This is a genomic window from Rhodococcus sp. OK611, assembly GCF_003050885.1.
GTDB classification, from domain to species: domain Bacteria; phylum Actinomycetota; class Actinomycetes; order Mycobacteriales; family Mycobacteriaceae; genus Rhodococcus_G; species Rhodococcus_G oryzae.
On record NZ_QAOZ01000008.1, the window covers coordinates 73,264 to 98,994 of the forward strand.

The window sequence follows — 25,731 nt, forward strand, 5'->3', positions numbered from 1 at the left end:
ATCCCTGCGAACAGCATCACCCCGCCTACATACGCGACAGCGATCATCTGGTTCGACATAGCTGGTCAACCTATCGCCGATCGCTGTCCCACGGATCGCTGCCCCACTCGTCATCGACGACGTCCAGCCAAGGATCGGGACTGGGATCCGGCGGCCGCGGCGCCTCGTCATCAGCCCGCGCGCTCCGCGGGCCCGGACACGAACTGCGACGGCCGCCCTGCCGCAGGACCTGTCCCCTAACGACCTAGCCCGCAGCATGCCCGAACAGCTCGGCCGCCCCGGCCGCCCCGTCCGCTACGAACGCCAGCCGCTCGACGAGCTGCATGCCACCCCCACTCCCTTCCGGAGGATGGAGAGTGAGTCTGCGACCGCGCAGGCGTGTTCGAACCGCCCGGTGAGTCCGGCGACTGATCCCGCCGCGACGACAAACGTTACGTTGCTCAGGCCACCGCGGTGCTGACCTGGGCGATGAGGTGTTCGACGAGCGTTATCAGTACAGATTTGCACGAATCGCGATCACGAGCGTCGCAAAGCACGATGGGGGTTTCGGTATCGAGGTCGAGTGCCTCACGAACCTCGTCAGTTGTGTAGGCCTGGGCGCTGTCAAAACAGTTCACCGCGACCGCGAACGAGACTCCCCGCCGTTCGAAGAAGTCGATGGCGGCGAACGAGTTCTCCAACCGACGGGTGTCTGCGAGAACGATGGCGCCGAGGGCCCCGCGCACCAGTTCGTCCCAAAGGAACCAGAATCGGTCCTGTCCAGGAGTGCCGAACAGGTACAGAACCAGGCTTTCATCGAGGGTGATACGACCGAAGTCCAGGGCCACGGTGGTCGTGGTCTTACCCTCCACGCCCGACAAATCGTCGATGCCGGTGGATAATTCGGTGATCGTTTCCTCGGTACGCAGTGGTGCGATCTCGCTGACGGAGGCCACCATCGTGGTCTTACCGACTCCGAAGCCGCCGGCTACGAGGATTTTGACCGAAGCAGCCAGGTCGGCTGAGGACGCATTGTCATGCATAGTTGTCTACAGCTTTCGGATTCCATCGAGCACTGCTTGCAAGATGTTCAGGTCGCCGATCCCGGCAATGTCGTTGTAGGAGTCGCTGCTGGCGGGAGCCCGGAAGTTCAGCATTCCCTCGGCGATGAGATCACCGACCAGGATTTTGGTAACCGCCAGAGGCAGATTCAGGTGCGCCGAGACCTCGGCCACCGACTGCGCAATAGAGCACAGCTGAACGATCTCCGCGTACTCCGTTTCGATGTGCTGCAGCCGCGGAGCGGGGGACACGGTCACTACGAGCGTGAGCATGTCGAGATCGTGTCCCGCGCCCATCGTGCGGCCCCGTGTGACGGCGTACGGGCGGACCAGAGGACCGGCCGCATCGTCGAACCACGATTGACCTATACCTGTCACGGCAACCTACGCTCCCTGCTCGGCCACACCGTTACGAGGATGGGCGGACAGATAGCTACCGACACGCTGCACAGTCAGGTTCATTTCATACGCGACCATACCCAGATTCGCGGTGTCGACGGCTTGCAACGCGATACATGCGTTGCTTCCGGCCGCCGTCACGAACAACACCGCCTTCTCGAGCTCGATGACGGCCTGGCGAACGCCGCCGCCTTGAAAGCGATGTCCCGCGCTGCGGGCCAGTCCGTACAGGGTGGCCGACATGGCGCCGAAGTGCTCGGCGTCCTCACGGCTCATGGACGTGGACCGGCCCAGCAGCAGACCATCGGTGGAAAGCACGACTGCGTAGCGCACCCCGGCAAGACGATTGACCAGATCGTCGAGAAGCCAGTTCAGATCACCTGTGTTAGAAGTCGTCACGTTCACCTTCCTTCACCTTCCATTTCGTCCCTCGTTGTATACCCCTGCGGTGGTTCCGAATGGCGAGCCTGCTGGGTACCGTACGCGATGGCGGACATCAGATCTCGCGCTTCCTCCGCCGATCGTGACGGCTGCTGCGCGTCCACCTCGAGTTGAGTGTCGTGCGCCAGCTCCGGCGCCAGACTGGCCTGCCGGCGCCGGCGAGGCAGGCTTGGGCGAACGCCACCGCCGTTGTCGGGCAACGGTTGCGGGGTGAGGGCCTCCGGCTCGACAGCGGGGGTCGGCGGCTCATGCCACGGCGTTGCCACAGAAGATTCCGTGTACTCGGTGTGCGGCGCGCTATCGATGCGCTCGACATTCGACCACGCCTGTGGCGGGGCCACCGACTGCACTGGCTGTTCGATGGGAGGCGCTGGAGCCGGGGGTGCCAGTGTCGCGACACCCGCTGCAGCCGAGACCGATTCGGATGAATCGAGGTCCGGTATCGCAGTGGCTATCCGCCTCTCGGGCCGATGTCCGGCGAACCGATCCGGCTGATGGCCAGCTACAGGTGTCGCATCGGCGGCGACCACCGAGTTCGGCACCAGCACGATGGCGCGAACGCCGCCGTACTCGGATTCGGTTAGCTGCACAGAGATTCCGTGCCGTCCACCCAGTTGTGAAACGATGAACAAGCCCAGGCGTGAAGTCGCAGAGAGCGTTTCGACTCCGAAATCCGGTGGATTGCGCAGCATCTCGTTGACGCGGTCGAGTTCTTCGACGGACATTCCCATGCCCTGATCAGTGATCTCGATCGCGACACCCTTGCCGACCACGTTGCCGCTCACCTCGACGCGCGACTGCGGCGGGGAGAACGCCGTCGCGTTGTCGATCAGTTCGGCGAGCAGGTGGATGAGGTCGGCGACCACATTGCCGACGATGAACACCTGAGGCATGCGGCGGGTGTGCACCCGCGCGTAGTCGAGGCTCTCGCCGGTCGCGCTACGCACCAGATCGACCAGTGGCACCGGACTCCGCCACTGCCGGCCGGGCTCGCCACCACCGAGGATGATGAGGTTCTCGGCGTTGCGGCGTTCGCGGGTCGCCAGGTGGTCGAGTCGGAAGAATGTCTCCAGCAGGGCGGGATCCTCTTGGCTTTGTTCGGCCTCGTCCAGGACCTCGAGTTGCCGGTGCACCACCATCTGGCTTCGGTGGGCGATGTTGAGGAACACCGCGCGCACGCCCTCGCGGGTGCGGGCCTCGGTGACCGCGGCGGAAACGGCTGCTGTGTGTGCACGGTTGAAGGCCTGTGCCACCGAGCCGATTTCGTCGTCACCGAAGTCCAGGTGCGCAGCTTTGGGATCGATTTGCTCGCCCGCACCCAGCTTGCGCATGGTTTCGGGCAGTTCGACCTCTGCCAGGTCCAGCGTTTCCTTGCGTAGGCGCGTGAGCCGCCCGATCAGTCGGTTGGCCATCCATAGCGACAGCAGGAACGCGACGAGCGCAAGCGCGAGCACAGCGGCACCCGCCCACAGTGAGTTCGCCGCGGTGCGTTTGCCCTCGTCGGCAGCGATCTGGTTCGCATGGTCGTTCAGGCCTTTCCATGCGCCGATCACCCCTGCAGACAGCTGTTCCTGCGCGGTCTGCCATTCGGCAAAGGTCATTGGCGGTGGCGGGACGTCACCGTTCTTGTCCGACTTCGGCGGATTGATGAGGTAGTCCTCCATCGCGGCCACCTGCTGCCAGCTGGGAGAGGCCAGCGCTGCCTGGATCTTCTCAGCTGCTGGATCAGCGCCCAGGTCGGCGGCGAGCTGCGGAAGTGCGGTCCGGTAGAACCCGACCAGATTTCGATAGTCGTTGCGCAGTGGACCGCTGCTGAGCTGCCCCTGTAGTTCGGCAGCGGTGAGCGCGGCGGAACGCGACATTCCCTCCATCGCGTGCAGGACGCGCACGCCATTGATCAGCGTGACGCCGACCTGGGCGTTGGGTGCGTTGCCGGTGATGAGGTTGGTGCCGAGCGCAACCGCATCGAGAATCGTGTTGTAGAGGGCGAATGTGTCCTCGATCGGCATTCTTCCTGCATCGATCTGACCGCGAATCTGGGGCAGGCGAGCCAACAAGGTGTCGAATCCACCCGTGTCGGCACCCATGGTGCCCTGCGACGCGCTCTGCAGCCTCGATGAGTAGGGGGCCAGCTCTGCGAACGCGGTGTCGAGCTTGTTCCGTGCTGCGGCGAGCGCGGCCGGATCGCTCTGTTCACCGGACAGATGCCACAGCGACAGCATCCGTTCCTGTTCTACCCCGGCAACCACGTCGCGAGCGAGGCTCACGGCATCTCCGTTCGCTGCCGCCCATTGTTCGGACTGTCGGCCCTCACGTATCAGGTATCCCGCCGTGCCTACACCGATTCCGAGCAACGCCAGGCTTGGAACCAATGCGATGGCCAGGATCCGGGCTCGGACACCGAGGCGCACTTTCAACATCGGGGGAATATAACTGGTCGAATTCCTACCGCGTACGTCGGCCTCGCCACCCCGAACTTTCTTGATTCGGCTGGGCCGCTTGGTGTTTAACCCTAAACTCGGGCGGGTCGAGGTGGGTTGCAAGGCTAACGAATTTTCTCTCTCTTCGTAGTGCCTCTAGAGACGATGGCGGACCTGGCCGATGGGGACTGCCCCGGCTGTGTCCCGTGCGGCCGACCTCATCGAAGCGATGCGCGCGAGTGCGTTGAATGATCGGCCGTTGGAACGCGGATGAAGGCGGATGAAGGCGGGCCCAGCCTGGCCACCTTCGTCGCCCACCGGCGAGGCGACTGAGCCGACGGTAGCCCAAATCTGCGCCACGGACTTCCACCTGGCACACGACCGCCTGAACCCCGTCCGCGATCAGCTCCGGCGGGCCGCAGATGCCGTCGACGAGGATGATGGCTACCAGTTGGACGACGAGTTACCAGGTCGCGACGTGTAGCGGCCGGCCTTGCGTCCCGCGCGAGCACGACGTCCGGCCGCAAAGATGCCCAGCAGCAGAATCCCTGCGAACAGCATCACCCCGCCTACATACGCGACAGCGATCATCTGGTTCGACATAGCTGGTCAACCTATCGCCGATCGCTGTCCCACGGATTGCCGCCCAGTCGTCGTCGACGGCGTCCATCCAGGGATCCGGCGGCAGCGGGAGCTCGTCATCCGTCCGCGCGCGCCATTCTGTGTAGAGAAATCGACACCGGGACAACGGGATTCTCGATGCCACCGATGCGATCGAATCAGCCACCAACCGGACGGGCGATATATATGGTTTCCACGACGTCACTCGGCGTCGAACAGCACTAGTGGAGAGGATCACCTTGAAGCGTTCAATCATCGTTGCGTTGGCCAGCGCAGCCATCGCCCTCGGCACCGCGGCTTCGGCATCGGCCGCGCCGGTCAACCTCGGAAATCCGGCTGATGTCGCCGATTCCGGCAGCAGCAACTTCTTCAATGCAACCCCTGGCCACAACTCCGGATCCACCGACCTCGCGAACAGTGTGGGACTGGCTCCGTTTGACTTGCTGTGCAGGCTGCTCACCGGCGAGCCGCTAATAGCCTGTATTCCACACGATTTGTGACCCCATGAATGGGTTGCGAAGCCGATGACACACCGTGCGTCCTCGCCCTGTCCGCACAAAACCTGGCTCCGCGCCGAGTCGCCACAATGGTGTTGGTGAACACTCCCCGCCCCTGCCCCGCCACCAATTCAGTGGTGTCACACAGCAACACGACATCATCACGGCATGGCCGCCCCTCGCCTCGCCTGCTGTCCAACCCCTTCGCCGACCACGGATTCCGGCTGGAGGACCAGCATGGCGGCGAGCAGTTGATCCCAGGCGGTGGCCGGAAGTTCGTGGCCGATGCCGTTCAGGGGGAGCAGGTCGGCGCCGGGGATCTCGCGAGCCATGGCCTGTCCGTTGCCGTACGGAAAGAACGGGTCATCGGTACCGTGGACGACGAGGGTCGGCACGGCGATGTCGCCCAGGCGCTCCCGCCAGCGGTCGCCCGCCTCGGCAAATGCCAGGTTGCGCATGCTGGAGGCCATGTTGGTGGTGCGGTCGACCATTCGGGTCATCTGCTGACGCGCCTCCTGTTCGTCGAATCCGAGTGCGCCCGCTCGTACCCGGGCCTGTTCGACGCCGTAGTCGATCACCGCAGCCCGGTCGGACCAGTCCGGATCGGCTGCCTTGGTAAAGAACTCCACGATCCGGTCCGAGTGTTCGGGTAGATCCGTGTCCGCCGGGCCCGGGGAGGTCGGACGGGTGTTGATCAGGGTCAGCGCCGACATACGGCCGGGATGGTCGAGGGCGGCAAGCTGACAGATCCATCCGGCCACCGAGAAGCCCACCAGGTGAGCTCGCGGAAGTTCGAAGACATCCATCAGTCCAATGATGTCCGAGACCAAGTCACGGAGGCTGTAGCCGGGAGAGCCGGTCGCATAACTAGTCGACCGGCCAGTGTCGCGGATGTCATAGCGCAGGACGAACCGACCAGCTCCGGCAAGCTGCTCGCAGAACCGGTCGTCCCAGAACAATCTCGATGTGCACGGCAGCACCACCGGCGGCTGCTTCCGGTCCCCAAATGTGGTCACACACAGGTCGGCGTCACCGACGGCGACCAGGCGCTCTGGCGATCGTTGAATATGAAGCGGCATGGCGACTCCTCCACGGTTGCATCTCGCAAGAAGAGACCACTTCCGCGGCTCTAACTCATCGGTCCGGGTGCCCTTCCATGACCAGCGACGAAGCCGAGCGCCAACCACGCTGGAAATCATCCATCCATCGCCGTCCACCGCCATCCAGCGGGCAGGTGCCGAATGGATGACGCTTCAAGTTTTGACAGTTACTACTAAATGCGAGACACTCTCATTATCGAGTAGAACCCAAATGATTGGAACTGCCATGAAAGCACCAGGCGTGCGCCGTTGGCTGGCCCTCGGCGCCCTGGCCGTCGCCATGCTGACCATCGGACTCGACGTCACCGTCCTGACCGTCGCCCTGCCCACCCTCGCCGTCGACCTGCACGCCGACACCGCCGCGCTGCAGTGGTTCAGCGGCGCGTACACCCTCGCCCTCGCCGCCTTCATGCTTCCGGCCGGCGCGCTTGGTGACCGCTACGGACGCAAGAAGTTCCTGCTCGCCGCCCTGCTGCTGTTCGGCGCGGCCTCGATCGCCTGCGCCTTCGCGGCCTCCTCCGGACAGCTCATCGCCGCCCGCGTGGTGCTCGGCGTCGCGGCGGCCGCCATGATGCCGCTGTCCATGTCGGTGCTGCCCGGCCTGTTCCCCGAACCGGCGCTGCGTCAGCGCGCCCTCACCATCTGGATCACCTCCACCGCCATCGGCCTGCCGCTCGGCCCGATCCTCGGCGGCTGGCTGCTGCAGAACTTCTGGTGGGGTTCGGTGTTCCTGCTCAATGTGCCCATGGTGGCCATCGGGGCGACCGCCGTCGCGCTACTGGTGCCAGAATCGAGCTCCGACAACAAGTTCCGGCTCGATCTGCCGGGTGTCGCCCTGTCGATCGCCGGAATGCTCGGTCTTACATACGGTTTCATTCGCTGCGGACAGGAGGGCTGGGATGATGGCCTCGCCTGGGCGGCCATTCTCGGCGGCGCGCTCGTGCTCGGGGCGTTCGTGCTGTGGCAGCGGCGCGCGGCCTATCCGCTGATCGACCTCGGCCTCTTCGGCGCACGCGGATTCCGCTGGGGCACCGTCTATCTGGTCCTGGTCAACTTCGCCATGTTCGGCATCTTCTTCACCATGCCGCAGTACTTCCAGTCCGTGCTCGGCACCGACACCCTCGGGAGCGGACTGCGGCTGCTGCCACTCATCGGCGGGCTCGCCGTCGGTAGCCGGGTGGTGGACAGGGTGCTGCCCAAGGCTGGGCTGCGCGCAGTGCTGACCGCCGGATTCGCGCTGCTCGCAGCCGGACTCGGCATGGGTGCACTGCTCACCGTGGACAGCGGCTACGGGCTCGCGGCCACCGCGCTGGTCCTGCTCGGCTTCGGCATGGGGCTGGTCATGCCCGCCGCCATGGGTCTGGCCATGGACGACCTCACCCCCGAACGCGCCGGCTCCGGCTCCGCACTGCTGCAGGCGCTGCGGCAGGCGGCGGGAACCATCGGCGTCGCCGTGCTAGGCACCGTGTTGTCCACGCAGTACCGTTCCAGCCTCGGCGAGCTCAACCACGACCCCGTCTCCGACGGTGTCAACGCCGGGATGGGAGTCGGGCACAAACTCGGCGATCCGGCCATGCTCACCCACGTGCAGACGGCGTTCATGGACGGCATGAGCGTCATGCTCTGGGTGTGCGCCGCGATCTGCCTCGCCGCCACCGTTCTGGCCGCGACGCTGACCCAGCGAAAGCCGGTGACACCGGAGCCCGAGACCGATGCTGCACAATCGGTTCATGCCAGCTGAGTCCACCAACGCTCTACATTCCGAAGAACCCGCACGTCGGCCCAAGCCGACGCTGCGGGAACGGAAGAAGGAACGCACTCGGCGCACCATCCGCACCGAGGCGTTCCGCCTCTTCCGGGAGCAGGGCTATACCGAGACCACCGTCGAACAGATCGCGGAGGCCGCGGACATCTCGCCCAGCACCTTCTTCCGCTACTTCCCGTCCAAGGAGCAGGTGGTACTCGCCGACGACCTGGATCCGGTCATGATCCAGGCCATCGAACGCCAACCGGCCGATATGCCGCTGCTCGCGGCCTTCCGCCAGGCCACCATCGAATCCTTCGAGGAGATCTCCGACGAGGACTACGCGTTCGAGAAGGAACGGATCAACCTGGTGTACTCGGTGCCGGAACTGCGCGGTGTCATCGCCCGGGAATTCGAGCGCAATATCGAACTGGTCGTGGGACTCGCGGTGGCGCGAACCGGGCGCAGCACAGAGGATTTCGAGATCCGCGCACTTGCGGGCGCGCTCACAGGGGCCATGCTGGCGCAGATGGGGCGCGACCCGTTCGATCTCGATCAGATCCTGCGCATCATCGATTTCCTGGGTTCCGGAATGCCGATCTAGACCGGCCGCACGCCGGTCAGGCTCGCCACCGTGTCGTCGCTTGGTGTCGAGAAGAATCCGCCCTCCACGTCAACGAGGCCGTGTCGTTTGAAGGCACGGGCGGCGTATCATTCGCCCGGTCGCCGAAGGGCGGCAGCGGTCTCGACGGATGAGGAAACGCGAATGGTCGAACGTCCTGAGCAGATCTGCGGACAGCGAGCCGGGAGCTCGGCACCCAAGCTTGTCGCAGCCTGCGTGCTGGCCGCCTGCATCACGCTGGGCGGCACGGGAGTCGCCGGGGCCGATCCCGATTCGGGTTCCTCGTCCGCACTGGACGCGGAATGGGAGGCCTCGTGGGCCGCCTACGAGTTCGAGGAGAGCCAGGCCGGTTCGGCACTGGTGACGGTGAACGTCGACCTGCCGGTCACCATCGACGCGCCCATCGATCGCGTGTTCCCGGCGTATTCGAACTTCTCCAACGGCTTCGGACGGCACCCGTTCCTGAAGGGCGTGCTCGATCGCCGCAAGTTCACCGAGGGTGGCGCCGACGTATGGGAGTTCATCGCCCTCGAGAACATCCCGGCAGGTCCGATGTCGATCCCGGGACGCACCGTCGGGCAGCAGCGGGTGTACGCCGCCGACCACTGGTACAGCACCGATACCTGGGACATGCCCGGCGTGATCACCCACCAGAAGGTCACCTTCGCCGAGGACGGCGACGCGACCACGGTCACCGAGCACCTGACGTTCTCGGCGCCGGCGGCGCTGATCGACTACACCGTGCAGAACGGCGTGTCCTCGCACATCGCGAACCAGCAGGCCATGCAACGCGACATCGAAAACGGCACGCTCTAGGCGCTGATCGCGCCGGCCGAGGGCCAACCGCGCTCATATCTGTGATCACGGGGCATCGAGGCGGTGATCGCCGAGCCGGAGTGATGCTCGCAGCCCGCAACGGAATGCTCAGCATCCCGCCGGCGGAGCCGGTGCGACTGCGGATCAACTCCTGGATCCGAGCCCAGCACCTGTCCGACAACGTCGTCGACAGCGTCAGATGTCACCGCCTGTCAGAAGCGACGCAGACTCGTCCGCACCGACGCATAGGAGCGCCTGGACTGCCCCGAGCTCCACTGACTCGTCAACCAAACCGGGGGCAATCCCCTGGCACTGGCACTAGTGCCTGCGAAGTGCTAAACCGAAAGGAGTACAGCCGAGCCGATATCCCACCACGGTGGCGGGGTGCGGCCCACCAACCTGTAGGAGGTGGTTGCTGTGCCACTTCGATTCGATCCATTCCGCGATTTCGACAGGCTCACCGAGCAGGTGCTCGGGGCGTCGGCCGGATCCGCCCGGGCCCCACGGTTCATGCCGATGGACCTCTACCGGTCCGGCGATCACTACGTACTGCACGCCGACCTTCCGGGTGTGGACCCAGGTTCCGTCGAGGTCAGCGTCGAAGGCGGCATCCTCACGGTGAAGGCCCAGCGCAGCGAGCGCACCGAACATGATGTGCAGTGGCTGGCCTCTGAACGTTTCGCCGGGGGTTACATGCGCCAACTGTCTCTCGGCGACGGAATTGACTCCGAGCACATCGCCGCGACCTATCAGAATGGGGTGCTCACGGTCACCCTCCCGGTGGTGGAGAAGGCCAAGCCCAGGCGCATCGAGATCACTCCCGGCGCGAGTGAGGAAAGGAAGATCATCGAGCCCGCCGACGCACCCGAGCAGGCCAACAAGACGTAGATTCTTCACAGGACGGGTTCAAGCTTGCCGGGGCGGTCAGCGCGGGTCGGCGGCGGATAGGCGTGCGGATCGACGACGGCATCCCCGTCAAGCGATCTCGACTGGCTTCGCCCTCGATCGCGTCTAGCTAAGTGCGCGTCCCCAGCTCCAAAGGACGTTTGCGTGGGCCCGCTCGAGTTCTCGATTCTCCGCCCTTCGAGCAGTTGCGGGGCGACGACCGGCTCGCTCCAGCGCTACTTCGCGCCCCAAGTTGTGATCCCCCTGACCGGTCCCCTTGCCGGTGCCTTCTCGTCGTGCTTGCGAGTGAGGTTTCTGGCGACCGCTAGGACAGCGCGCGCTGTCGTCGCCCTGGCTGACTTGTCGGCATCACCTGTGCGCTGAGAGTGCTGGCGCGGACGAGAGGCATTGCCGCTACTCGGACTCGACCACATGGCCGTCTGGGTTTACGCCCCACCATCCGCCGCAGAGGAGGAGCTCCGATCCGAATCTGCTGTCGCGAATCACGATCGTCCTGTTCGGATCAGGCCGCACAGGATCGTCGTCACGAGTGTCAACTCCTCATGAAGAAGCTGGGAACCAGCGAGCACCACAAGTTGACAGATTCGAAATATACCGAATGCCGTCGGGGTTTTTCGGTGCGCGAGAGTCGGTTTCAGATCAGGTTCGACTGCCATTAAACAGATCCCGCCGCACCCGGTCTAATATATGTGCGCCAAGTGCGAGTCCAGATCGGACGGGTCACGACGAGAATTCAGCGTCTTGCACGCGGCACGCATCGCGCGCGAGCCGTGCCCAGAGATTGCACGAACTTCTGCCGCTGGTCGTATGACAGGCGACTCGAGTCATCGACTGACAGGTTCCGGCGTCGACCTCTGAGACCGACGCCGGCTATGTCTATCCTCCGCCGTACCACCAACCACTGTGTCGCTACGAACCGCTACTCTCCTACCCACTGCGATCAACAAGGTCGGACTCGTGGACGAATGGAGCGATGATGGGCATCCAGGGATGCAGCGAGTCCGGAACCCCCGATGGTGCAGAAGCAGCGGCGACGAGTATTCCTGCACCGCTTCTTCGGGACTACCGCCACATCGGAGGAATCGAATCAATCGCGGTCGACGGCACTCGGTACTTCTTCGGCTACGACTTCAGCGAGGATCTGGTGCTTTCCCCACTCATCGACGACACCGAACTCATGTCGGTCTTCGCGGAGACGCACATGGAGCAGCGGGACGGCCTGCACGATCGCGAGTACTGGCGGGATCTCGTTGATGGATCACTCGAATACTCAGGGTTGGCGGAGCCGGAATCTTGCTCCTTCGAGTCCGACCAACTGCGCTTGATCGTCACCTCGCTGAACAATATTGCCGAGACCGGAGTGCCGGCGCCTGACTTCGACTACCCCTACCACCTGAGATTCCTGTTGTCCTCCGCCGGGCAGTGGGAAGAGCAATTCACCGCAACCGAAGAGGGCATGACGGCCCTCCAGGGCATCGAGAGCTCTGCCGGAGGGACCACGCTCGAGCAGATCGCTCGGGACGTTCTCCTCGAGACTCGGAATGCGATGAATGTTGCTGGGGGAAACTGGGCAGAGGTCTTCAACGCACTCGCACACTGACGACGCGGTACCGCTCCCCGACGCTGAATCCACCCGTGGATCGACGAAAGCTAGCATCGTCGCTGCCGGGCGATTTGCCCGGTTCCGCTCGTTATCCGGAGGTGGCGCTGTGAGCGCGTTGTCGAACCCGAACACGTTCCCGCCCTACGCCACCCTGCCCGACCTGCCCCTCGACGAGGACGGCCGCGTTGAGCTGACCCGGCAGATCTGGGATCAGCTGATCACCGGCCGCGGCGACGCCGACGATTTCGTCGACACCTACGGCGACGACTACGACCTCACCGACGAGCAGCTCCGGGCGGCGTTCGCCGCGCTCCGAACCGCACGGCTGCTCCAGCAGACGGAGATCGGCCCGTACACCTCCCGCACGATCGCCGCGTTCGAGGAGCTCAATGCCAACGGCGTGGTCGCCCGCGCGGACTTCTCCTGCTGCGGCAGCTGCGCGTCCGGCGAGATCTGGGGCGAGCTCGACGACAGCCGCCACTGGATGGGCTACGCCTACTTCCACCAACAGGACACCAGCGGTCTCATCGAGGACGGCGAGACCTATATCGGGTACGGCGCGTTCCCGCCCGAGGACTTCGACGAGGCCACCTACGACACGCTCAGCGATGACGCGAAACAAGACCTCTACACGGCCGACGTGACGCGCCTGCTCGACGACGTGATGTTCCCCGTCTTCCTGCGGCACGGCATCGAGCCGGAATGGAACCGCGACCTGGGCACGAGGGTGCTGCTCAAGAACGCCGACTGGTACAGCCCGATCGAGGCGTAGCGCCCGGTCGAGTGGGCGTAGCCGCACGTGGGGACCGAAATACGGCATGGACAGGTCGGGACCGGATCGGTCCGGAGCCGGGCGGACAAGGTTCCGAACGGTTTCCTAGGATCACGTGCGTGCCTGATCAGGTTTCCTCCACTCGCGCGCGCGATATCGATCGCGCCCAGACATGCGGGCTGCTCGACGCCGGCTACGGCGAGGGACAGCTCGACCCGGCCGAGTACGAGGCCCGCACCGCCGCGGCAATGAAGGCCAAGACGCTCGGCGAACTCGACGCGCTGGCCTCGGACCTGCAGATTCCCGAGCATCTCGTCGAGGCCGCACGCGCTTCCGCACCGGTACCACGCAGGCGCGTTCCCGGACGCGTCGTGGCCGCCGGTGTCGTCGCGGCCGTGGCGGTCGTCGGAACCGTCGTGTTGATGACCCGAGGCCACGACGCGGCACCCGCGACGGTCGTCGCAGCCGAACCGGTTCCGGCGCCCGTCGCTCCTGGCGAGCCGCAGCCGATCGTGATCGAACCGCTCGATCCGCGCTCTCCCGCCGCGATCCGTGACTTCCTACATCAGTACGAGCAGACGTTCGGGGATCTGCGGGTGGATGAAGTGCTGTTCTACCCGACCTACGTGTTCTTCACCCGAATGCTGCAGGACCAGCCGCACCGCGAGCAGAGTTGGAGCTTCCGCGCCGGCTTCTCCACGTCGGGGTCGCCGAGTTCACGCACCTCCGACACCGACACGGTCGATCTCGCGGCCCTCGACGTCGACCGGCTCGGCGAGCTGATCACGACGGGGGCGGGCCTGGTCGGGATCCCGGCGGGAAAGGTGGAGCACATCTTCGTGCGCCCCGATTCGTCGACCGGCGAGGGTCTGGTCAGCGTGTTGTTCCAGGACAAGGACGATCGACGGGGAATGGTGGACACGCGCCTGAACGGCACGGTCGTCGACGTCTCCAAGGCCGAGGGACGATGACCACACCGAACAGCCGGCGCCCCCGGGCCTCGGCACTGCGGCTGCGCGCCCGCGACGTCGACCGCGCCGCGGTGTGTGACGTCCTCGATGCGGCGTATTCCGACGGCCAGCTGAGCGATGTGGAGCACCGACATCGGACCGAGGCGACCCGGTCGGCGCGAACGCTCGCCGACCTCGACCGACTCGTGCGGGACCTGCAGGTACATCCGGATCTGCACGATGCCGTGCCGACACCGCCATCACTGCGGGACGCCCGCTGGGCCGTCGCGCTCTCGGCAGCCGTGGTCCTGGTGTGCGGAATCGTGGTGGTCACGTCGGCCCGGGATCACGACGAGCCGGCCACCGCCGCCGCGACGACCACGGAGTTGACCACCGCGGCAGGACTCGGACGGATGCTCGACGAGATAGCCCACCAACTGGGCAACTCGGAGGTCGACCAGCTGACCGTCTACCCCGAGTACGCGACGTTCTCACGCCCGGTGCCCAGCAAACCCGGCCTCGCGCAGAGGTACGAGTACCAGGTCGAAAAGGGACAGGCCCGGATCACGGAAAACGGGACGTCGTCCAATCGCACCGAGGGCGTTCCCATCAACCTGGCGGAGCTGCGCCCGAACGTCCCGCGGGTGATCGGGCTGCTCCACGGCGCGGATCGCACGCTTCGCGTGGACGACCCGACCCGGATCCACATGGAAGCGAAGCGCGGCGATGACGGGCCGGTCGTGAGCATCCACTTGTGGAACGAGGACGCGGGCGCGCAGGGCTTTCTGACGGTCGGGTTCGACGGCGCCGTCCGCAGCGTCTACCGAAGCGACCAATAGTTCCTCGCCCTGCAAGCGACGCCAGGCCCATCAACTCGGCTACACGATCACCTGAAGCGGCGGATACGCCGACCCGTCGCGGTGGCGGCGCAACTGTGCAACTGCCCTGTCCGACACCGGGCAGTTCAATGACAAGGAGACCCCATGAACAGCGTGTCCCGGCGCACCCACCTCGCCGAGGTCGACTGGCCGACACTGGAACACGCCTACGGCGACGCGAGCGATGTGCCCGGCTGGATCGAGGGGCTCGCCGGCGCGGAGACGGTCGAGGAGTCGCTGCACGAACTGTGGGCGGCGGTGTTGCACCAGGGAACCCTCTATGACTCGACCCCGCCGGCGATGACGTCGATCGCGTCGGTGCTCGGCGCACGGCAGTCCGCGGATGCGGAGAGCACGGCGTGGTTGCTGCTGATGTTCGCCGACACGGTGCGTGCCTACGAACAGGTCGAGGTGGACGACGCCGAGACGGCCGCCCTGGTCCGGTCGGCCCGGGACTCGTTGATCGATATCGCGGCGCTCGTGCGACCACTGATCGTCGACGACGGCTCGGAGGCCGCGGCCGCGGCATTGCTGCAGGCCGCTGCGCGCACGGCCGATTCCGCTGCCCTCGACACGCTCGCGGCGCGGGCGTGCTCCCGCCCGGCGGAGCAGGTCGAGCAGGCATGTGTCGCCGCGCTCACGACTCTCGGTGTCGATGTCTCGGCCGCCCTCGCTGACGGGGATCCCGGCCTGGTGATGGCGGCGACGCTCGCGCGGATCACGGCCGGGGGCACTGAGACCACCGATCTCGACGCGCTCGTAGCGGGATGGGAGCTCGCCGTCGAGGTGGCGCCCCGCATCGCGTTCGGCGTCGGAAACCTCCCGGAATGGTTGAGCGAGGTCAACCCGGAGGCATCGGCTGTCGTACTCGCCGCGCTGCCGGCGCCGGACGAGACGACGATCGCAGGGCTCGTCGATGTCGTCATCGGTTCCCGGAGCAACGCTCCGGCGGCGGTCCGTCGCTTGCTCGCGCTGGCGGCGCTGCCTGAGGCCAGGCCGGAGGCGATGATCGCTGCGCTCCGGCAGTGCCCACCGACACCCGAGGTCTGCGACCTGCTCGTCGCCCTCGCGGAGCGGGTCACTACGGGCGACACCTCCGCCATCGGGTCGAGCACCGTCGACACGGATGCTCGGGCAGATTCCGCGCTCGCTCTGCTGCGGGCCGGCGACGGACGGTGGGCTCGCCCGATGGCTCAGGCCCTGCTCACGAACCCCGCCGCGCGCGGCCTCATGGTTGCCGCCTCCGCGTCGGGACGGTCCGCGCTCGGCTACGCGCTCGTGCGCGAACACGCACCGTCCGCCACCATGCTCATCGTCGGCATCCGGCAGGCGCTGCGGCAGCAGCCTCCTGCCGATCCGTCCCGCGACGGCGCCGGACACCTCATCGAGTTGCTCGCCTCCTGGCCCGCCGAGACTGCCGCCGAGGCCCTGCCCGAGGTACAGGAGATGCTCGCGGTCGCGCCGAAGCAGTCCGCCGACGCGCTCGCGACATGGGGCGACACCGCCGGCATCGACCGCGTCCGCGAGGCGAGCGTTTCCGGCGACGCGACCGTGCTGCTCGCTCTCGCACGCCTGACGAAGGACCCGGAGGACTTCCATCGCGTCCTCGACGCTGACCTCGAGTACAGGGAGTCCGCGGTGCTCGCGCACTGGGCTGACCGCACCGATCCGCGCTTCCTCGACTGGTGCCGCAGCCTCGTCGGCGAGGAGCCCGCGACGAGCGACTACCAGCGAGATAACCAGCTCGCCTCACTACGCATTCTCGCCGCCACCGACCCGGGCGAGGCCGCAACCGGCTGGCCCGTGCTTCGCAGCATCATCGACGAGGGGCGCGGCCCGATCGAAGAAGCCATCGGTCTCGCGCTCGAGTGGCGCGCCCAGCAGTTGCTACCGCCCAAGGCGCACACCGACTTCGAGGCGCTGCTCGCCGACCTCGTCGTCACCGACCGCAAGAACTACAACGGCCCGCTCATCAAAGCCAATGCCGCCGCCGCGATCGCCCTCCTCGACCTCGGGCTGCCCCTGCCCGGCACTCCCACACGAATCGTGAAGATCGTCGCGGGTGCCCTGACCGACCGGTGGGCACGCGATCTCGGCCTCCGACTCGCCGAACGGCTGGCGGCAGCACCGGCAACGGTCCGCCGCGAGGTCGCGAAGAAGCTCCGTTCCCTCGTGGACCGCGACGATCGCTTCGACTCCAGCGGCGACATCGCTGTCGAGGATGAACGCGCGCTTGCCCGCCTGCGCCCGATCCTGCACGACCTGGAGATCGACTGAACCCCGCCGTACCCACACGTCGTCAGGTGTGCCGGTCGTTGATGCGATAGGTGACGCGAAGCTGCTGGGGCCCGCGGTCGATGTGGATCTCTGCGATGTCGGACGGAATGAGGGCGGTGTCGTGCAGGACCGGGGTGCCGTCCTCGGTGACGTTCGTCCGGCGACTGAGCATCGCCGGGCTCTGCTCCGGGCGCGCCAGCAGTTCGGCTTCGGCAGCACCGAGCGTGGTGACGGTGATCGACTCGTTGGCCGAGGCGACCGGGTAACCGTGTTGTGCGAGAACCTGATACAGCGACGCATCGACCAGTTCATCCGGGGAGATGCCCATTCCCCGCGGTATGTAGGAGTACTGGAGCACGGAGGGATGCGTGTCGATCACGCGGTGGCGCGTGACCACGAGCACCTGCTCGGTCGGCCCGAGGTGCAGCGAGCGGGCGACCTCGGGTGGCGGAATCTCCCGCGCGGACCCGAGAATGTGCGTCGCGACGTTGGCGCCCTGCGCCCTGAGATCGTCCGCAAATCCCGATAGGTGGAGCAGGTTGTAGGTGTACCGCTTGTTCGCCGGGAAGGTGCCCGCTCCCGGGCGCATTTCGATCAGTCCGTCGTTCTCCAGCAGTTGCAGTGCCTGCCGGAGGGTCATGATCGTGACACCGTAGGACGCCGCGAGTTCACGCTGCGCGGGCAAGGCGTCGTCGGACTGCCATTCGCCGGTGTCGATCCTGGCCCGCAGGTCGTCGTAGATCGCCAGGTACTTGGGCAGTCGAGATTGCCTGGTCACGGAATTGCTGCCTCGTCGAGTCGTTGGCGGAAGTCTTGGACGGTTCCCATGATCGACGCCGCGGTCGCACCCTCGAGCACCGGGTCCATCAGCGCCGAGGCGACGACCACGCCGTCGGAGTACCGAGCGGCCCGTGCCGCGCGCTCGGGTGAGTCGATTCCGAACCCGATCACAACCGGCAGACCGTCCGCCGACCGGAGGCGTTGGGCGAACTCCCACCCGCTCTCGTCCGTGGTCCGGTGCCGCCCGGTCGGCGCCATCGCGCCCATCGAGTAGACGAATCCGCCACTGGCCCGGGCGATTTGCTGCGCCGTGTCCGCCGATGTCGACGGGGCCGCCATGAGCACCGGAGCCACGCCCGCGGTGTGGGCCGCCGCGAGATAGTCCGCCGATTCCTCGAACGGCAGATCCGCGACAATGGACCCGCTGATTCCGGCGGCGGCGATCGCACCCAGGTAGTTCGGGACGCCGCGCGAGACCAGGTGATTGCTGTAGGTCATGGCGATCAGCGGCACGGACACGTTCGGGAGTTCGTCCATGATTCGTTCCACCTGCGCACCCCGCTGCAGAGCGGCGAGGGAGGCGCGCTGGATGACTGCCCCGTCCAGCATCGGGTCCGAGAACGGGAGCCCGATCTCGACGGCGTCGGCACCCCCGTCGATCATGGCCTGCACGAGATCGGTCCAATCCTCTCGGATCCCGCCCATGACATAGCCGATCAGGCATTTGGAGCCGCTGTCGCGGACCTTGCGAAGCGTCATCTCAAGCACGTTCACGGTCGAGTCTCCTGACTTGTTCGGCATCCTTGTCGCCGCGGCCGGACACCGTGACCAGGACGGTGGAGTCGGGAGCGAACTGTCGGTCGCGGGCGGCCTGCGCGACCCAGGCGAGCGCGTGCGCGGACTCCAGGGCGGGGAAGATGCCTTCGAGTCGCGCGAGCTGCCCGGCCGCGTCGAGGACCTGCTCGTCGGTGACGGTCACGTAGTCCGCGCGGCCGAGCTCGGCGAGGTGGGCGTGCTCGGGCCCCAGCCCCGGATAGTCGAGACCGGCAGCGACGGAATGCGCTTCGAGCACTTGACCCGCATCGTCCTGCAGGTAGAGCGACATCGAGCCGTGCAGCACACCCAGGGTGCCGTTGGTGGCGCCGGCGCCACCCGCACCCTCGACGCCGACGAGTCGCGCCTGCGACGAGGCGAACCCGGCGAACGTTCCCGCCGCGTTGGATCCGCCACCGACGCACGCGACGACGATGTCGGGGACGCCGCCGGCGAGCAGGTGCGCGCACTGCGCCGCCGCCTCGATCCCGATCACGGACTGGAACTCGCGAACGATCCACGGGTAGGGGTGCGGCCCGAGCACCGAGCCCAGGCAGTAGTGGCTCTCGTCCGCCCGAGTGACCCAATGCCGAAAGGCCTCGCTGGTGGCATCCTTCAGCGTCCTGGCGCCGGTTCGAACCGGAATCACCTGCGCGCCGAGCGTCTCCATCCTGTAGACGTTGAGCTCCTGCCGGGCCATGTCGACCTCGCCCATGTACACGGTGCACTTCATGCCGAGCAGTGCAGCGGCCGTTGCCGTGGCGACGCCGTGCTGACCGGCGCCGGTTTCCGCCATGAGTTCGCGCTTGCCCATCCTGCGGGCCAGGAGTGCTTGGCCCAGAGCATTGTTGAGCTTGTGACTGCCAGTGTGATTGAGGTCCTCACGCTTGAGCAGGACGCGGACGCCGAGTGCCTCGGAAAGCCGCAGTGCCCGCGTGACGGGCGTCGGCCGTCCGCAGTACTCGGCCAGGAGTCGGCTGAGTTCCGCCCGAAACTCCGGGTCCGCCCACGCATCGCGGAAGCCTGCTTCGACCGCGCGGCATGCCGGCGCGAGCGCCTCGGGGACGTACCGCCCACCGAATCGACCGAACCTGCCGGACAACCCAGGGTCGCCCATTGGTGACATGGCCACACCCACCCCCAATTCTTTCCAGTGTTCTAGTGTTCTAGTGTTCTAGAACAATATCAAAGTAGCAGGCCGGCGAAGGCGCAGCGCAGCCAGAGTCACCTAGGTCCGGCTGGCTCAGGCCGCGCTAGCCGGTCATGGCGCCGATGGCCCCCGTGAAGTAGGGCACCAGCCAGATCGTCCACACGACCAGGCTGAACTGGTGGAACTTCGCCTTCTCCGAGGGGCGATCGCGGAGCAGGACAATGACGGCCCACACCAGGTGAATGGCCATGAGCACGATCGCCAAGGCTCCGGTGACGATCATGATCTTGTCGAAGGTGGATGTTCCGGTTTCCGATGACCCGTCGGAGATTTGGCTCATCAGGAAGGTACCGGTGGCGTCGCAGACCAGGCCGAGCGCGAAGGCGCAGGCGTGCCACCACTTCAGGGTCTTCTGGATCCGTTCCGACCACACGCCGATGGAATAGAAGACCAGGGCAAACGTGATGACGATGATCGCGGTGGCCAGCATGTCCCCGAGACTAGCCACCACCATGGAGGTGGTCATCGGAGGTAGCGCGGCCGCCCGGCGTCCACCCAGGCGCGGAAGCGTGCGGCGATCCGATCCGCGATCACGGCGTACGTCTCCCAGCTGTCCTCGACCCGGTAGATGTTCGCCGCTGTGGTGTCGAACGCGTCGAGATAGTCGTCGATGTACCGGGAGTCGTCGTTCTCGCCGGCGTAGTACGCGACGGCGAAGGCGTTGCCGTCGGCGGTGAGATCGTCGCTGACGAACTTCTCGTCGAGCACCTTCAACAGAAAGCCGCCGGGCGTCACCTCCCGAGACTCGAGTGGTTCGAGTTCATCCTCGACATCCTCCCCCGCGAAACCGCTCAGCAGGCACCACGCGACAAACATGCCGATGTGAGTGCCACCAGCAGCATTCGGCAGATCGTCGGGAAACCTGCCGCCGTAATGCCAGGCGGCGTCGTCGTATTTCGTCACGGATTCTCTTCCTTCGGTTCGGTCCACGTTGCAGTGCGCCACGAACTACATCGTCGCTCGGATCAGAGCTGTCGATTCTGTTGGTTCACGGCAATCCAGGCCACGATCTGGGTCCGCGAGGCGCGACGAGGTTTGCCACCTCGGTTTCGCGGCGGGTCAACACGGATACCGCGGATTTCGTCGGGGGCTTATCGGCGCGCTGGTCTCCGAGTGCGTACGCGACCGCGTCGTCGATGCTCACGGCGGCACCGGTGCGGAATGCGTCGCCGTAGGCTTGATTCCCGAGCGCGTCGCGGGTGAGCGCCTCACATTCGTCGTGGTTCCCGAGCAGGTGCGGTTGGGTCACTGAAACGCTCCCGAGCGTCTGCGAGAGGTTCTTCCGGCGGCACCCATCAGGACGGCGGCGCGCGTCGGCTTGTCTTCGCGTATCGCGATCCAGGCCAACGTCTCCAGGCACCAGCCGGCCACGAACGGGACGCTGACCTTTCCGATCAGCCGCAACGTCTGTTCCATCAGGGTTGCGGCCCGATCGGCCGCTCCCGCCCTCACTCCATCACCACGATAGATGGAAAGCTTTTCGGAACAGTGTTTCTGACGTCCGACAACCAGGACTGAACAACACGAACCAACCCCCGCCGTCACGCGTCGAGGTGACCCCCGCCCAGCGACCTGAGCCACGCATCGACCTCACGCTGTCCCGCGAGCCGAATCACTGGCCACCCCGACGCGACCCGCACTGCCATCCGTTGCCGGGTGACAGCGTGCTGTGTCCATGCCCAGAGAATGATGTTGTCCTGCGGATTGCGCTTCACCCACGACAACGGACTCTCACGGTTGCCGTGCCACAGCTCCTCGCGCAAGAGACCGCGCCGAAGCGTGCGCCGGATAACCCTGCCCATCACGACCGGCCGGGAGTGATCGAGCCACACGACCGCGTCGGCGCCACCCGGCGTGCCCGGGTCAAGTAAGCCATCCAAACGCGATGTCCAGTTGCCGTCGATCACCCACCCGCTCGGGTGCTCGGCCGTGAAATCGCGAACAAGCGAACGTGCCTCGTCGAGATCGCGATACGTCCAATCAGCGTCCCAGAAGACCGCATCGAGCTCTAGGCGTGGAACGCCGAGAACCTCCGATACTCGCGCCGCGAGCCGACTCTTGCCGGCCCCGGACGTCCCCAGAACACGCAACCTGCGCGGGACAGATGCGGCCGTCGAATGGGTGGCAGCAGCCTCACGGACCATCCACTCAATGTAGGGCGTGCCCGGAACCACCAACCACTCGATACACACGGCACGACCCGGACCGTGCAGCAGCGGCACTCGGAGGTCCAGCCCGCCCCGATCTGGAACGGGCTGGACCTGCCGGTAGCGGACTCGCTTGAGCGCTACGACATCGAGACGAGGCCGGCGCCACCCCAGATCGCGAGGAGCCCGACTGCGCCGACTCCCGCGATGGTGCCAATCTGACCGAGCTGTTCGTCTGAAGAACCCATGGATGTACTCCTTTGTTGATGGTCGGGTTGTCGTACCAGCGGGCAGCGAAATACGTTGCCCGACTGGACGACGCCACATTCATACATGCCGAGTCCCCCAGCTCGCATTCATGCACGTCGGGGCTGCACCAACGGGGCAACGCGAATAACTCGAGTTGCCTGCACGGCGGTCAGCGCGGGTGCGTCCGCGACTCGTACGCCTAGTCAGGAGCACGGTTTGCGTAGGGTTCGCTCATGACTGTCGCCGCCGAGTGGGCAAGGCTGCTTGACGTCCTTCGAGAGGTCGCGCCCAGCACCGCGAACTCGTTCCGCCCACCCGCCTCGCCCGAGGCGCTAGCCCGGATCGAAGCCCTGACGGGAACGGTCTGGCCATCTGAACTGCGCGAGTTCTTTTCGCTGCATGACGGTCAGATCGACAATTCTCCGGCGGGTGGCGGCTCGGGAGAGTTGCTCCCCGTGCAGCATCTTCTCAGCCTCGACGGGGTTGCAGACTGGCACGCGATGTCAGCCGAAGTGTGGCGCGAGCTCGCAGATGCGGACACCGACTATTACGAAGGCGGATACGACGGCGTGTGCGTTCAGCACCCGAACGCCGGCTCAACCGCCATGATGTTCCTCCCGAGCTATATTCCCATCGCCGAACTAGACGCCTACGCGTACTTCTGCGACACCCGCCCGGGTGAACACCACGGCTGTGTACGCGAATTCGACAAGTACTCCGCAGACAGCCACGGACCCGCCTGGTCATCCATCAGCGCGATGCTCGCAGGAGTCCGAACCTGCATCACCGACTCCCTCCCAATCGGATATTGGGTGCCAGTCATCGAAAATGGCATCCTGTTCTGGGAAGTCGTCGACAACAGCCAAGGCCCATAGCGGAGCCATACCCCATCGAGATCAGAGGCCCGCACAGCCGTTTGCTCGTTCAGGAGAATCCGCGATAGACCCCGTCGGGGCCGGCAGAATCGGCGAAGTCCTCGAAGTCCATGTTGGCGAGGGAGAGGTTGTTCTCGATGGACCACATCTGCGACGGGATCACCCTCACAGTCTGGCCTCTGCCATGACCTGAGTCTGCGGGTCCGGTGTCCACGGCGAGGATCGGATGTTCGGGGTCGGTGATCGTGGTGGTGTCTGCGATGAACACGTAGTACGGGGGCCGGTCACCGATCCGTTCGAGCAGATCTGAGATCGACAAGCCGTCGTTCGCAGGGTTGTCGATACAGGTCAGGCACGCCATGAATTCGGATTCGTCGCCTTCGCCGGCCGCCATCGCCGCGGCGGCCACCTCGCGCCAGGCGGCGCCGTTGCTGAAATCGGTTCGGATGAACAATGAATCCCCGCCTCGATCGCCGAGGTAGTCGTCGAGGTGGCGACCTGTCCCCAACATTTCACTGAGTTCGGCGTCGGCCCGTTCGGCTGTGTCACGGTCGAGCATCTCGCGGATCTGCGCGGCGGTGGTGGCCGGCGGGTCAGCCGGAACGATCGAGCCGATGATTCGTGCGCAGTCGTCGGAGTCGATCAGGTTGTGGCTGCGGATCTCAAACGTCCATGGACCGATTGCTTCGCGGTGACGCAACGGTGTCTGCCCTTGCATCCAGGTGATCTCGGGCTCGCCGACCTCGGTGACCCATTGGCGCAGAGTGAGGTAGCCGTACTGAGCCGTCACCTGCAGATCCATGGCCCCGGTTCGTGGATCACCGTCAACCGGTTGGACTTCGATGGTCCGCGGCAACCAGGCGACCTGCGGCCGCGGCATCTGCGCGAGCGCCTGTGCCTTCGCTTCATACTCGCGCTGAGCAGGGGTGATGAACCGATCCTCTTCCTCCCGGACCGGGCCGATCCAGGTGAACAACGCCGGATCGAAGTCTTCGTCGAAATGGGGTTTCGCCAGTTCCATCACCTGCGAACCTATGGACCTCGACAGGACGATGCCCAGTTCTGCGTCGATCACGTAGGTCACCTCACCACCTGGCATAGCGTCGGCGAACTGGACCTGCCAGCCTGCGCGGCCGCGGACCTCCACTGGACGAGGCAGACCCGTAGGGACCAGCCGCTGCTCCGTCCCTGAATCTTCCAGTGGCCACGTGGCATACGCCTGCAGGAGTTGCCATGGCGCGGCACCGCTGGTCATGACAAACCGATTCGGAGATTTGGCCGTGTGGACCATCACTCCGTCGTCGGCGAGGCGGTACTCATCAGTGTCGTTCTCGATGTAGGTCGCTTCGCCGGCTGCGTCCTCGATACGCCACGTCGTGGGCGGCAAGAACCACACCCGCCCCGTGAAGGTGTCGTCGCACCACATGTCGGCGCGGACGGACCGCCCCATCGTGCTGTAATTCAAACCTCGTATCTGCGGCCACGTCATCGACATCCACCCAACCTAGGACGTTTCTCTACTCAGCCGGGTACTTGTCCACGAAGTCGCTTGTAACGCGGCACCCGCCGGCCCGTATTAACAGACTGTCGATCACCTTTGCTGGGGGAGGCAATTCGAGATGAACCGCACAGTGCTCGTCGCGGCTTGCGCACTGACAGTCAGCCTCGGGGCCGTCTTGGCACCCAACGCAGCGGCGCAAGATATCGGCTTGCGCGAGTACCCGTGCAGCGACCAATTCCGGTGCCGTGGGCACTCGACGCATGGAATGGCCTCAACAAGGTTGCGTTCAGCCCCTTCGGATCCGACAACATCCACTGCGTCACCTTCCACGGAATGACCGCTGTGTACCAGCTCGATCCACAAGGGAGAAGGCGCGCTCTCAATCCCCCAGCAGGGTTCTTGATCGGCGCATTTGCACGTCAGCTCTATTTCTGGGATCCCGCAACGTACTGACCAACAGTGACGCGTCTCGAGTGCGAGCGACCCGCTGAGCGCTACGCCCCGCCGCGGCAACCGCGTCACGGCGACCAGATTCGGATTCGTTGAGGAGGTGCACCGGTGATAGCTGATGCAGAGTTGGATCCCGCTGCGGTCGAGATCGGCAGCTTCTTCCCGCATTCGCCAGACGCCGTTTGGCGTGCTCTGGCAGAACCGGCACTGCTCGAGCGATGGTTGATGCGATCGGTCGGCTTCGCCGCGTCTGTCGGGACGCACTTCACTTTCGCAGTGCCGGGTCAGCCGACCGCCGAGATCGCCTGCGAAGTCCTGGCGGCTCGGCCAGGTGAGCAGTTGATCCTGAGTTGGGTCGATCTGCGAGCCGCGCATCCTGCGCGGTGGACCGTTGACTGGACGATCCGGCCACAGGGCGATGGCACGCGATTTCTGCTGACGCAAACAGGATTTGATATCGACGACCGTCGGCAGAGAATGGCGCGCAATGCCTTGGAGCGGGGATGGAAGGTGACCTTGTCGCGACTTCGTGAGGTACTCGACCACCTTGAAACCTGAGGTTCCACAGTCGGAGACCAGTCCGAGTCATCACGAACGCGCCGACAGCGCTCGTATCAGCG

The 25,731-nt window shown here is 65.6% G+C and carries 25 protein-coding genes; 12 read left to right on the forward strand and 13 right to left on the reverse strand.

The genetic code is table 11. The features are described from left to right. Nucleotides 1-440: 440 nt before the first annotated feature. From C8K38_RS11650 to C8K38_RS11665, 4 genes are read right to left on the reverse strand one after another with little or no spacing between them, the layout of a single operon-like run. Nucleotides 441-1,022, reverse strand: coding sequence for a GTP-binding protein (locus tag C8K38_RS11650; protein ID WP_097211626.1), 582 nt, complete (start codon nucleotides 1,020-1,022; stop codon nucleotides 441-443). A 6-nt stretch (nucleotides 1,023-1,028) separates the two neighbouring features. Continuing rightward, nucleotides 1,029-1,418, reverse strand: a complete 390-nt coding sequence (locus C8K38_RS11655; protein WP_097211627.1) for a DUF742 domain-containing protein — start codon at nucleotides 1,416-1,418, stop codon at nucleotides 1,029-1,031. A 6-nt stretch (nucleotides 1,419-1,424) separates the two neighbouring features. Further along, a complete protein-coding gene (locus C8K38_RS11660) occupies nucleotides 1,425-1,838 on the reverse strand; it encodes a roadblock/LC7 domain-containing protein (RefSeq protein WP_097211797.1) in 414 nt (137 codons plus the stop codon). Nucleotides 1,839-1,840: 2 nt separating this feature from the next. Then, nucleotides 1,841-4,300 carry a sensor histidine kinase gene (locus C8K38_RS11665; RefSeq protein WP_097211628.1) on the reverse strand — a complete coding sequence of 820 codons (2,460 nt, stop codon included), beginning with the start codon at nucleotides 4,298-4,300 and terminating at the stop codon, nucleotides 1,841-1,843. Between the two features lie 860 nt (nucleotides 4,301-5,160). Here C8K38_RS11665 and C8K38_RS11675 point away from each other — a divergent pair. Next, nucleotides 5,161-5,421 carry a hypothetical protein gene (locus C8K38_RS11675; protein WP_143548444.1) on the forward strand — a complete coding sequence of 87 codons (261 nt, stop codon included), beginning with the start codon at nucleotides 5,161-5,163 and terminating at the stop codon, nucleotides 5,419-5,421. Nucleotides 5,422-5,579: 158 nt separating this feature from the next. Here the strand turns inward: C8K38_RS11675 and C8K38_RS11680 are convergent, their stop codons facing one another. Then, the gene (locus tag C8K38_RS11680) at nucleotides 5,580-6,617 is read right to left on the reverse strand and encodes an alpha/beta fold hydrolase (protein WP_209928347.1); all 1,038 of its coding nucleotides are present in this window, start codon (nucleotides 6,615-6,617) and stop codon (nucleotides 5,580-5,582) included. 127 nt (nucleotides 6,618-6,744) lie between these two features. Between C8K38_RS11680 and C8K38_RS11685 the strand changes: the two genes are divergently transcribed. From C8K38_RS11685 to C8K38_RS11725, 9 genes are all read left to right on the forward strand, one after another. Beyond that, nucleotides 6,745-8,259, forward strand: a complete 1,515-nt coding sequence (locus C8K38_RS11685) for an MFS transporter (protein ID WP_245221136.1) — start codon at nucleotides 6,745-6,747, stop codon at nucleotides 8,257-8,259. Further along, nucleotides 8,249-8,866: a TetR family transcriptional regulator gene (locus C8K38_RS11690; RefSeq protein ID WP_245221135.1), complete on the forward strand. Its 618-nt coding sequence runs from the start codon at nucleotides 8,249-8,251 to the stop codon at nucleotides 8,864-8,866. The genes C8K38_RS11685 and C8K38_RS11690 overlap by 11 nt, the downstream gene beginning before the upstream one ends. A gap of 162 nt (nucleotides 8,867-9,028) precedes the next feature. Beyond that, complete coding sequence (locus tag C8K38_RS11695; protein WP_097211634.1) at nucleotides 9,029-9,700, forward strand: SRPBCC family protein; 672 nt, start codon at nucleotides 9,029-9,031, stop codon at nucleotides 9,698-9,700. 417 nt (nucleotides 9,701-10,117) lie between these two features. Further along, complete coding sequence (locus C8K38_RS11700; RefSeq protein WP_257017461.1) at nucleotides 10,118-10,588, forward strand: Hsp20/alpha crystallin family protein; 471 nt, start codon at nucleotides 10,118-10,120, stop codon at nucleotides 10,586-10,588. Between the two features lie 994 nt (nucleotides 10,589-11,582). Further along, the gene (locus C8K38_RS11705) at nucleotides 11,583-12,206 is read left to right on the forward strand and encodes a hypothetical protein (protein ID WP_257017462.1); all 624 of its coding nucleotides are present in this window, start codon (nucleotides 11,583-11,585) and stop codon (nucleotides 12,204-12,206) included. A gap of 109 nt (nucleotides 12,207-12,315) precedes the next feature. Further along, nucleotides 12,316-12,981 carry a DUF6891 domain-containing protein gene (locus C8K38_RS11710; RefSeq protein WP_097211635.1) on the forward strand — a complete coding sequence of 222 codons (666 nt, stop codon included), beginning with the start codon at nucleotides 12,316-12,318 and terminating at the stop codon, nucleotides 12,979-12,981. 119 nt (nucleotides 12,982-13,100) lie between these two features. Continuing rightward, entirely contained in the window at nucleotides 13,101-13,952 is an 852-nt protein-coding gene (locus tag C8K38_RS11715; protein ID WP_097211636.1) for a DUF1707 SHOCT-like domain-containing protein, read from the forward strand. Beyond that, nucleotides 13,949-14,770 carry a DUF1707 SHOCT-like domain-containing protein gene (locus C8K38_RS11720; RefSeq protein WP_097211637.1) on the forward strand — a complete coding sequence of 274 codons (822 nt, stop codon included), beginning with the start codon at nucleotides 13,949-13,951 and terminating at the stop codon, nucleotides 14,768-14,770. The genes C8K38_RS11715 and C8K38_RS11720 overlap by 4 nt, the downstream gene beginning before the upstream one ends. A 144-nt stretch (nucleotides 14,771-14,914) precedes the next feature. Then, entirely contained in the window at nucleotides 14,915-17,086 is a 2,172-nt protein-coding gene (locus tag C8K38_RS11725; protein WP_097211638.1) for a hypothetical protein, read from the forward strand. A 22-nt stretch (nucleotides 17,087-17,108) separates the two neighbouring features. Here the strand turns inward: C8K38_RS11725 and C8K38_RS11730 are convergent, their stop codons facing one another. The 7 genes from C8K38_RS11730 to C8K38_RS11765 all read right to left on the reverse strand — a co-directional run bounded on the left by C8K38_RS11730 (nucleotide 17,109) and on the right by C8K38_RS11765 (nucleotide 22,111). Next, complete coding sequence (locus tag C8K38_RS11730) at nucleotides 17,109-17,864, reverse strand: GntR family transcriptional regulator (RefSeq protein ID WP_097211639.1); 756 nt, start codon at nucleotides 17,862-17,864, stop codon at nucleotides 17,109-17,111. After that, the gene (gene trpA / locus C8K38_RS11735) at nucleotides 17,861-18,640 is read right to left on the reverse strand and encodes a tryptophan synthase subunit alpha (protein ID WP_258195861.1); all 780 of its coding nucleotides are present in this window, start codon (nucleotides 18,638-18,640) and stop codon (nucleotides 17,861-17,863) included. Before trpA ends, C8K38_RS11730 begins: the two co-directional genes overlap by 4 nt. Then, the gene (gene trpB / locus C8K38_RS11740; protein WP_108168825.1) at nucleotides 18,627-19,805 is read right to left on the reverse strand and encodes a tryptophan synthase subunit beta; all 1,179 of its coding nucleotides are present in this window, start codon (nucleotides 19,803-19,805) and stop codon (nucleotides 18,627-18,629) included. Before trpB ends, trpA begins: the two co-directional genes overlap by 14 nt. A 127-nt stretch (nucleotides 19,806-19,932) precedes the next feature. Further along, nucleotides 19,933-20,319, reverse strand: coding sequence for an HsmA family protein (locus C8K38_RS11745; protein ID WP_097211642.1), 387 nt, complete (start codon nucleotides 20,317-20,319; stop codon nucleotides 19,933-19,935). Between the two features lie 32 nt (nucleotides 20,320-20,351). Next, nucleotides 20,352-20,792, reverse strand: coding sequence for a DUF7832 domain-containing protein (locus C8K38_RS11750; protein WP_097211643.1), 441 nt, complete (start codon nucleotides 20,790-20,792; stop codon nucleotides 20,352-20,354). Nucleotides 20,793-20,877: 85 nt separating this feature from the next. Continuing rightward, nucleotides 20,878-21,138 (reverse strand): hypothetical protein, encoded by a 261-nt coding sequence (locus C8K38_RS11755; RefSeq protein WP_097211644.1) that lies wholly within the window; start codon nucleotides 21,136-21,138, stop codon nucleotides 20,878-20,880. 292 nt (nucleotides 21,139-21,430) lie between these two features. Further along, entirely contained in the window at nucleotides 21,431-22,111 is a 681-nt protein-coding gene (locus C8K38_RS11765; protein ID WP_218840969.1) for an AAA family ATPase, read from the reverse strand. Between the two features lie 407 nt (nucleotides 22,112-22,518). Here C8K38_RS11765 and C8K38_RS11770 point away from each other — a divergent pair, with 407 nt between their 5' ends. Then, nucleotides 22,519-23,160, forward strand: a complete 642-nt coding sequence (locus C8K38_RS11770) for an SMI1/KNR4 family protein (RefSeq protein ID WP_097211645.1) — start codon at nucleotides 22,519-22,521, stop codon at nucleotides 23,158-23,160. A 49-nt stretch (nucleotides 23,161-23,209) separates the two neighbouring features. Here the strand turns inward: C8K38_RS11770 and C8K38_RS11775 are convergent, their stop codons facing one another. Next, nucleotides 23,210-24,655, reverse strand: coding sequence for a DUF6924 domain-containing protein (locus tag C8K38_RS11775; RefSeq protein WP_143548445.1), 1,446 nt, complete (start codon nucleotides 24,653-24,655; stop codon nucleotides 23,210-23,212). A 564-nt stretch (nucleotides 24,656-25,219) separates the two neighbouring features. Here C8K38_RS11775 and C8K38_RS11785 point away from each other — a divergent pair. Beyond that, entirely contained in the window at nucleotides 25,220-25,669 is a 450-nt protein-coding gene (locus C8K38_RS11785; RefSeq protein ID WP_097211647.1) for an SRPBCC family protein, read from the forward strand. Nucleotides 25,670-25,731: the final 62 nt, after the last annotated feature.

Bases quoted from the DNA above. Each gene is read 5' to 3' on its own strand.
- C8K38_RS11650 (WP_097211626.1), bottom strand. From the start codon at position 1,022: ATGCATGACAATGCGTCCTCAGCCGACCTGGCTGCTTCGGTCAAAATC.
- C8K38_RS11665 (WP_097211628.1), bottom strand. From the start codon at position 4,300: ATGTTGAAAGTGCGCCTCGGTGTCCGAGCCCGGATCCTGGCCATCGCA.
- C8K38_RS11680 (WP_209928347.1), bottom strand. From the start codon at position 6,617: ATGATTTCCAGCGTGGTTGGCGCTCGGCTTCGTCGCTGGTCATGGAAG.
- C8K38_RS11685 (WP_245221136.1), top strand. From the start codon at position 6,745: ATGAAAGCACCAGGCGTGCGCCGTTGGCTGGCCCTCGGCGCCCTGGCC.
- C8K38_RS11690 (WP_245221135.1), top strand. From the start codon at position 8,249: ATGCCAGCTGAGTCCACCAACGCTCTACATTCCGAAGAACCCGCACGT.
- C8K38_RS11695 (WP_097211634.1), top strand. From the start codon at position 9,029: ATGGTCGAACGTCCTGAGCAGATCTGCGGACAGCGAGCCGGGAGCTCG.
- C8K38_RS11705 (WP_257017462.1), top strand. From the start codon at position 11,583: ATGGGCATCCAGGGATGCAGCGAGTCCGGAACCCCCGATGGTGCAGAA.
- C8K38_RS11720 (WP_097211637.1), top strand. From the start codon at position 13,949: ATGACCACACCGAACAGCCGGCGCCCCCGGGCCTCGGCACTGCGGCTG.
- C8K38_RS11725 (WP_097211638.1), top strand. From the start codon at position 14,915: ATGAACAGCGTGTCCCGGCGCACCCACCTCGCCGAGGTCGACTGGCCG.
- trpB (WP_108168825.1), bottom strand. From the start codon at position 19,805: ATGTCACCAATGGGCGACCCTGGGTTGTCCGGCAGGTTCGGTCGATTC.
- C8K38_RS11745 (WP_097211642.1), bottom strand. From the start codon at position 20,319: ATGCTGGCCACCGCGATCATCGTCATCACGTTTGCCCTGGTCTTCTAT.
- C8K38_RS11770 (WP_097211645.1), top strand. From the start codon at position 22,519: ATGACTGTCGCCGCCGAGTGGGCAAGGCTGCTTGACGTCCTTCGAGAG.
- C8K38_RS11775 (WP_143548445.1), bottom strand. From the start codon at position 24,655: ATGTCGATGACGTGGCCGCAGATACGAGGTTTGAATTACAGCACGATG.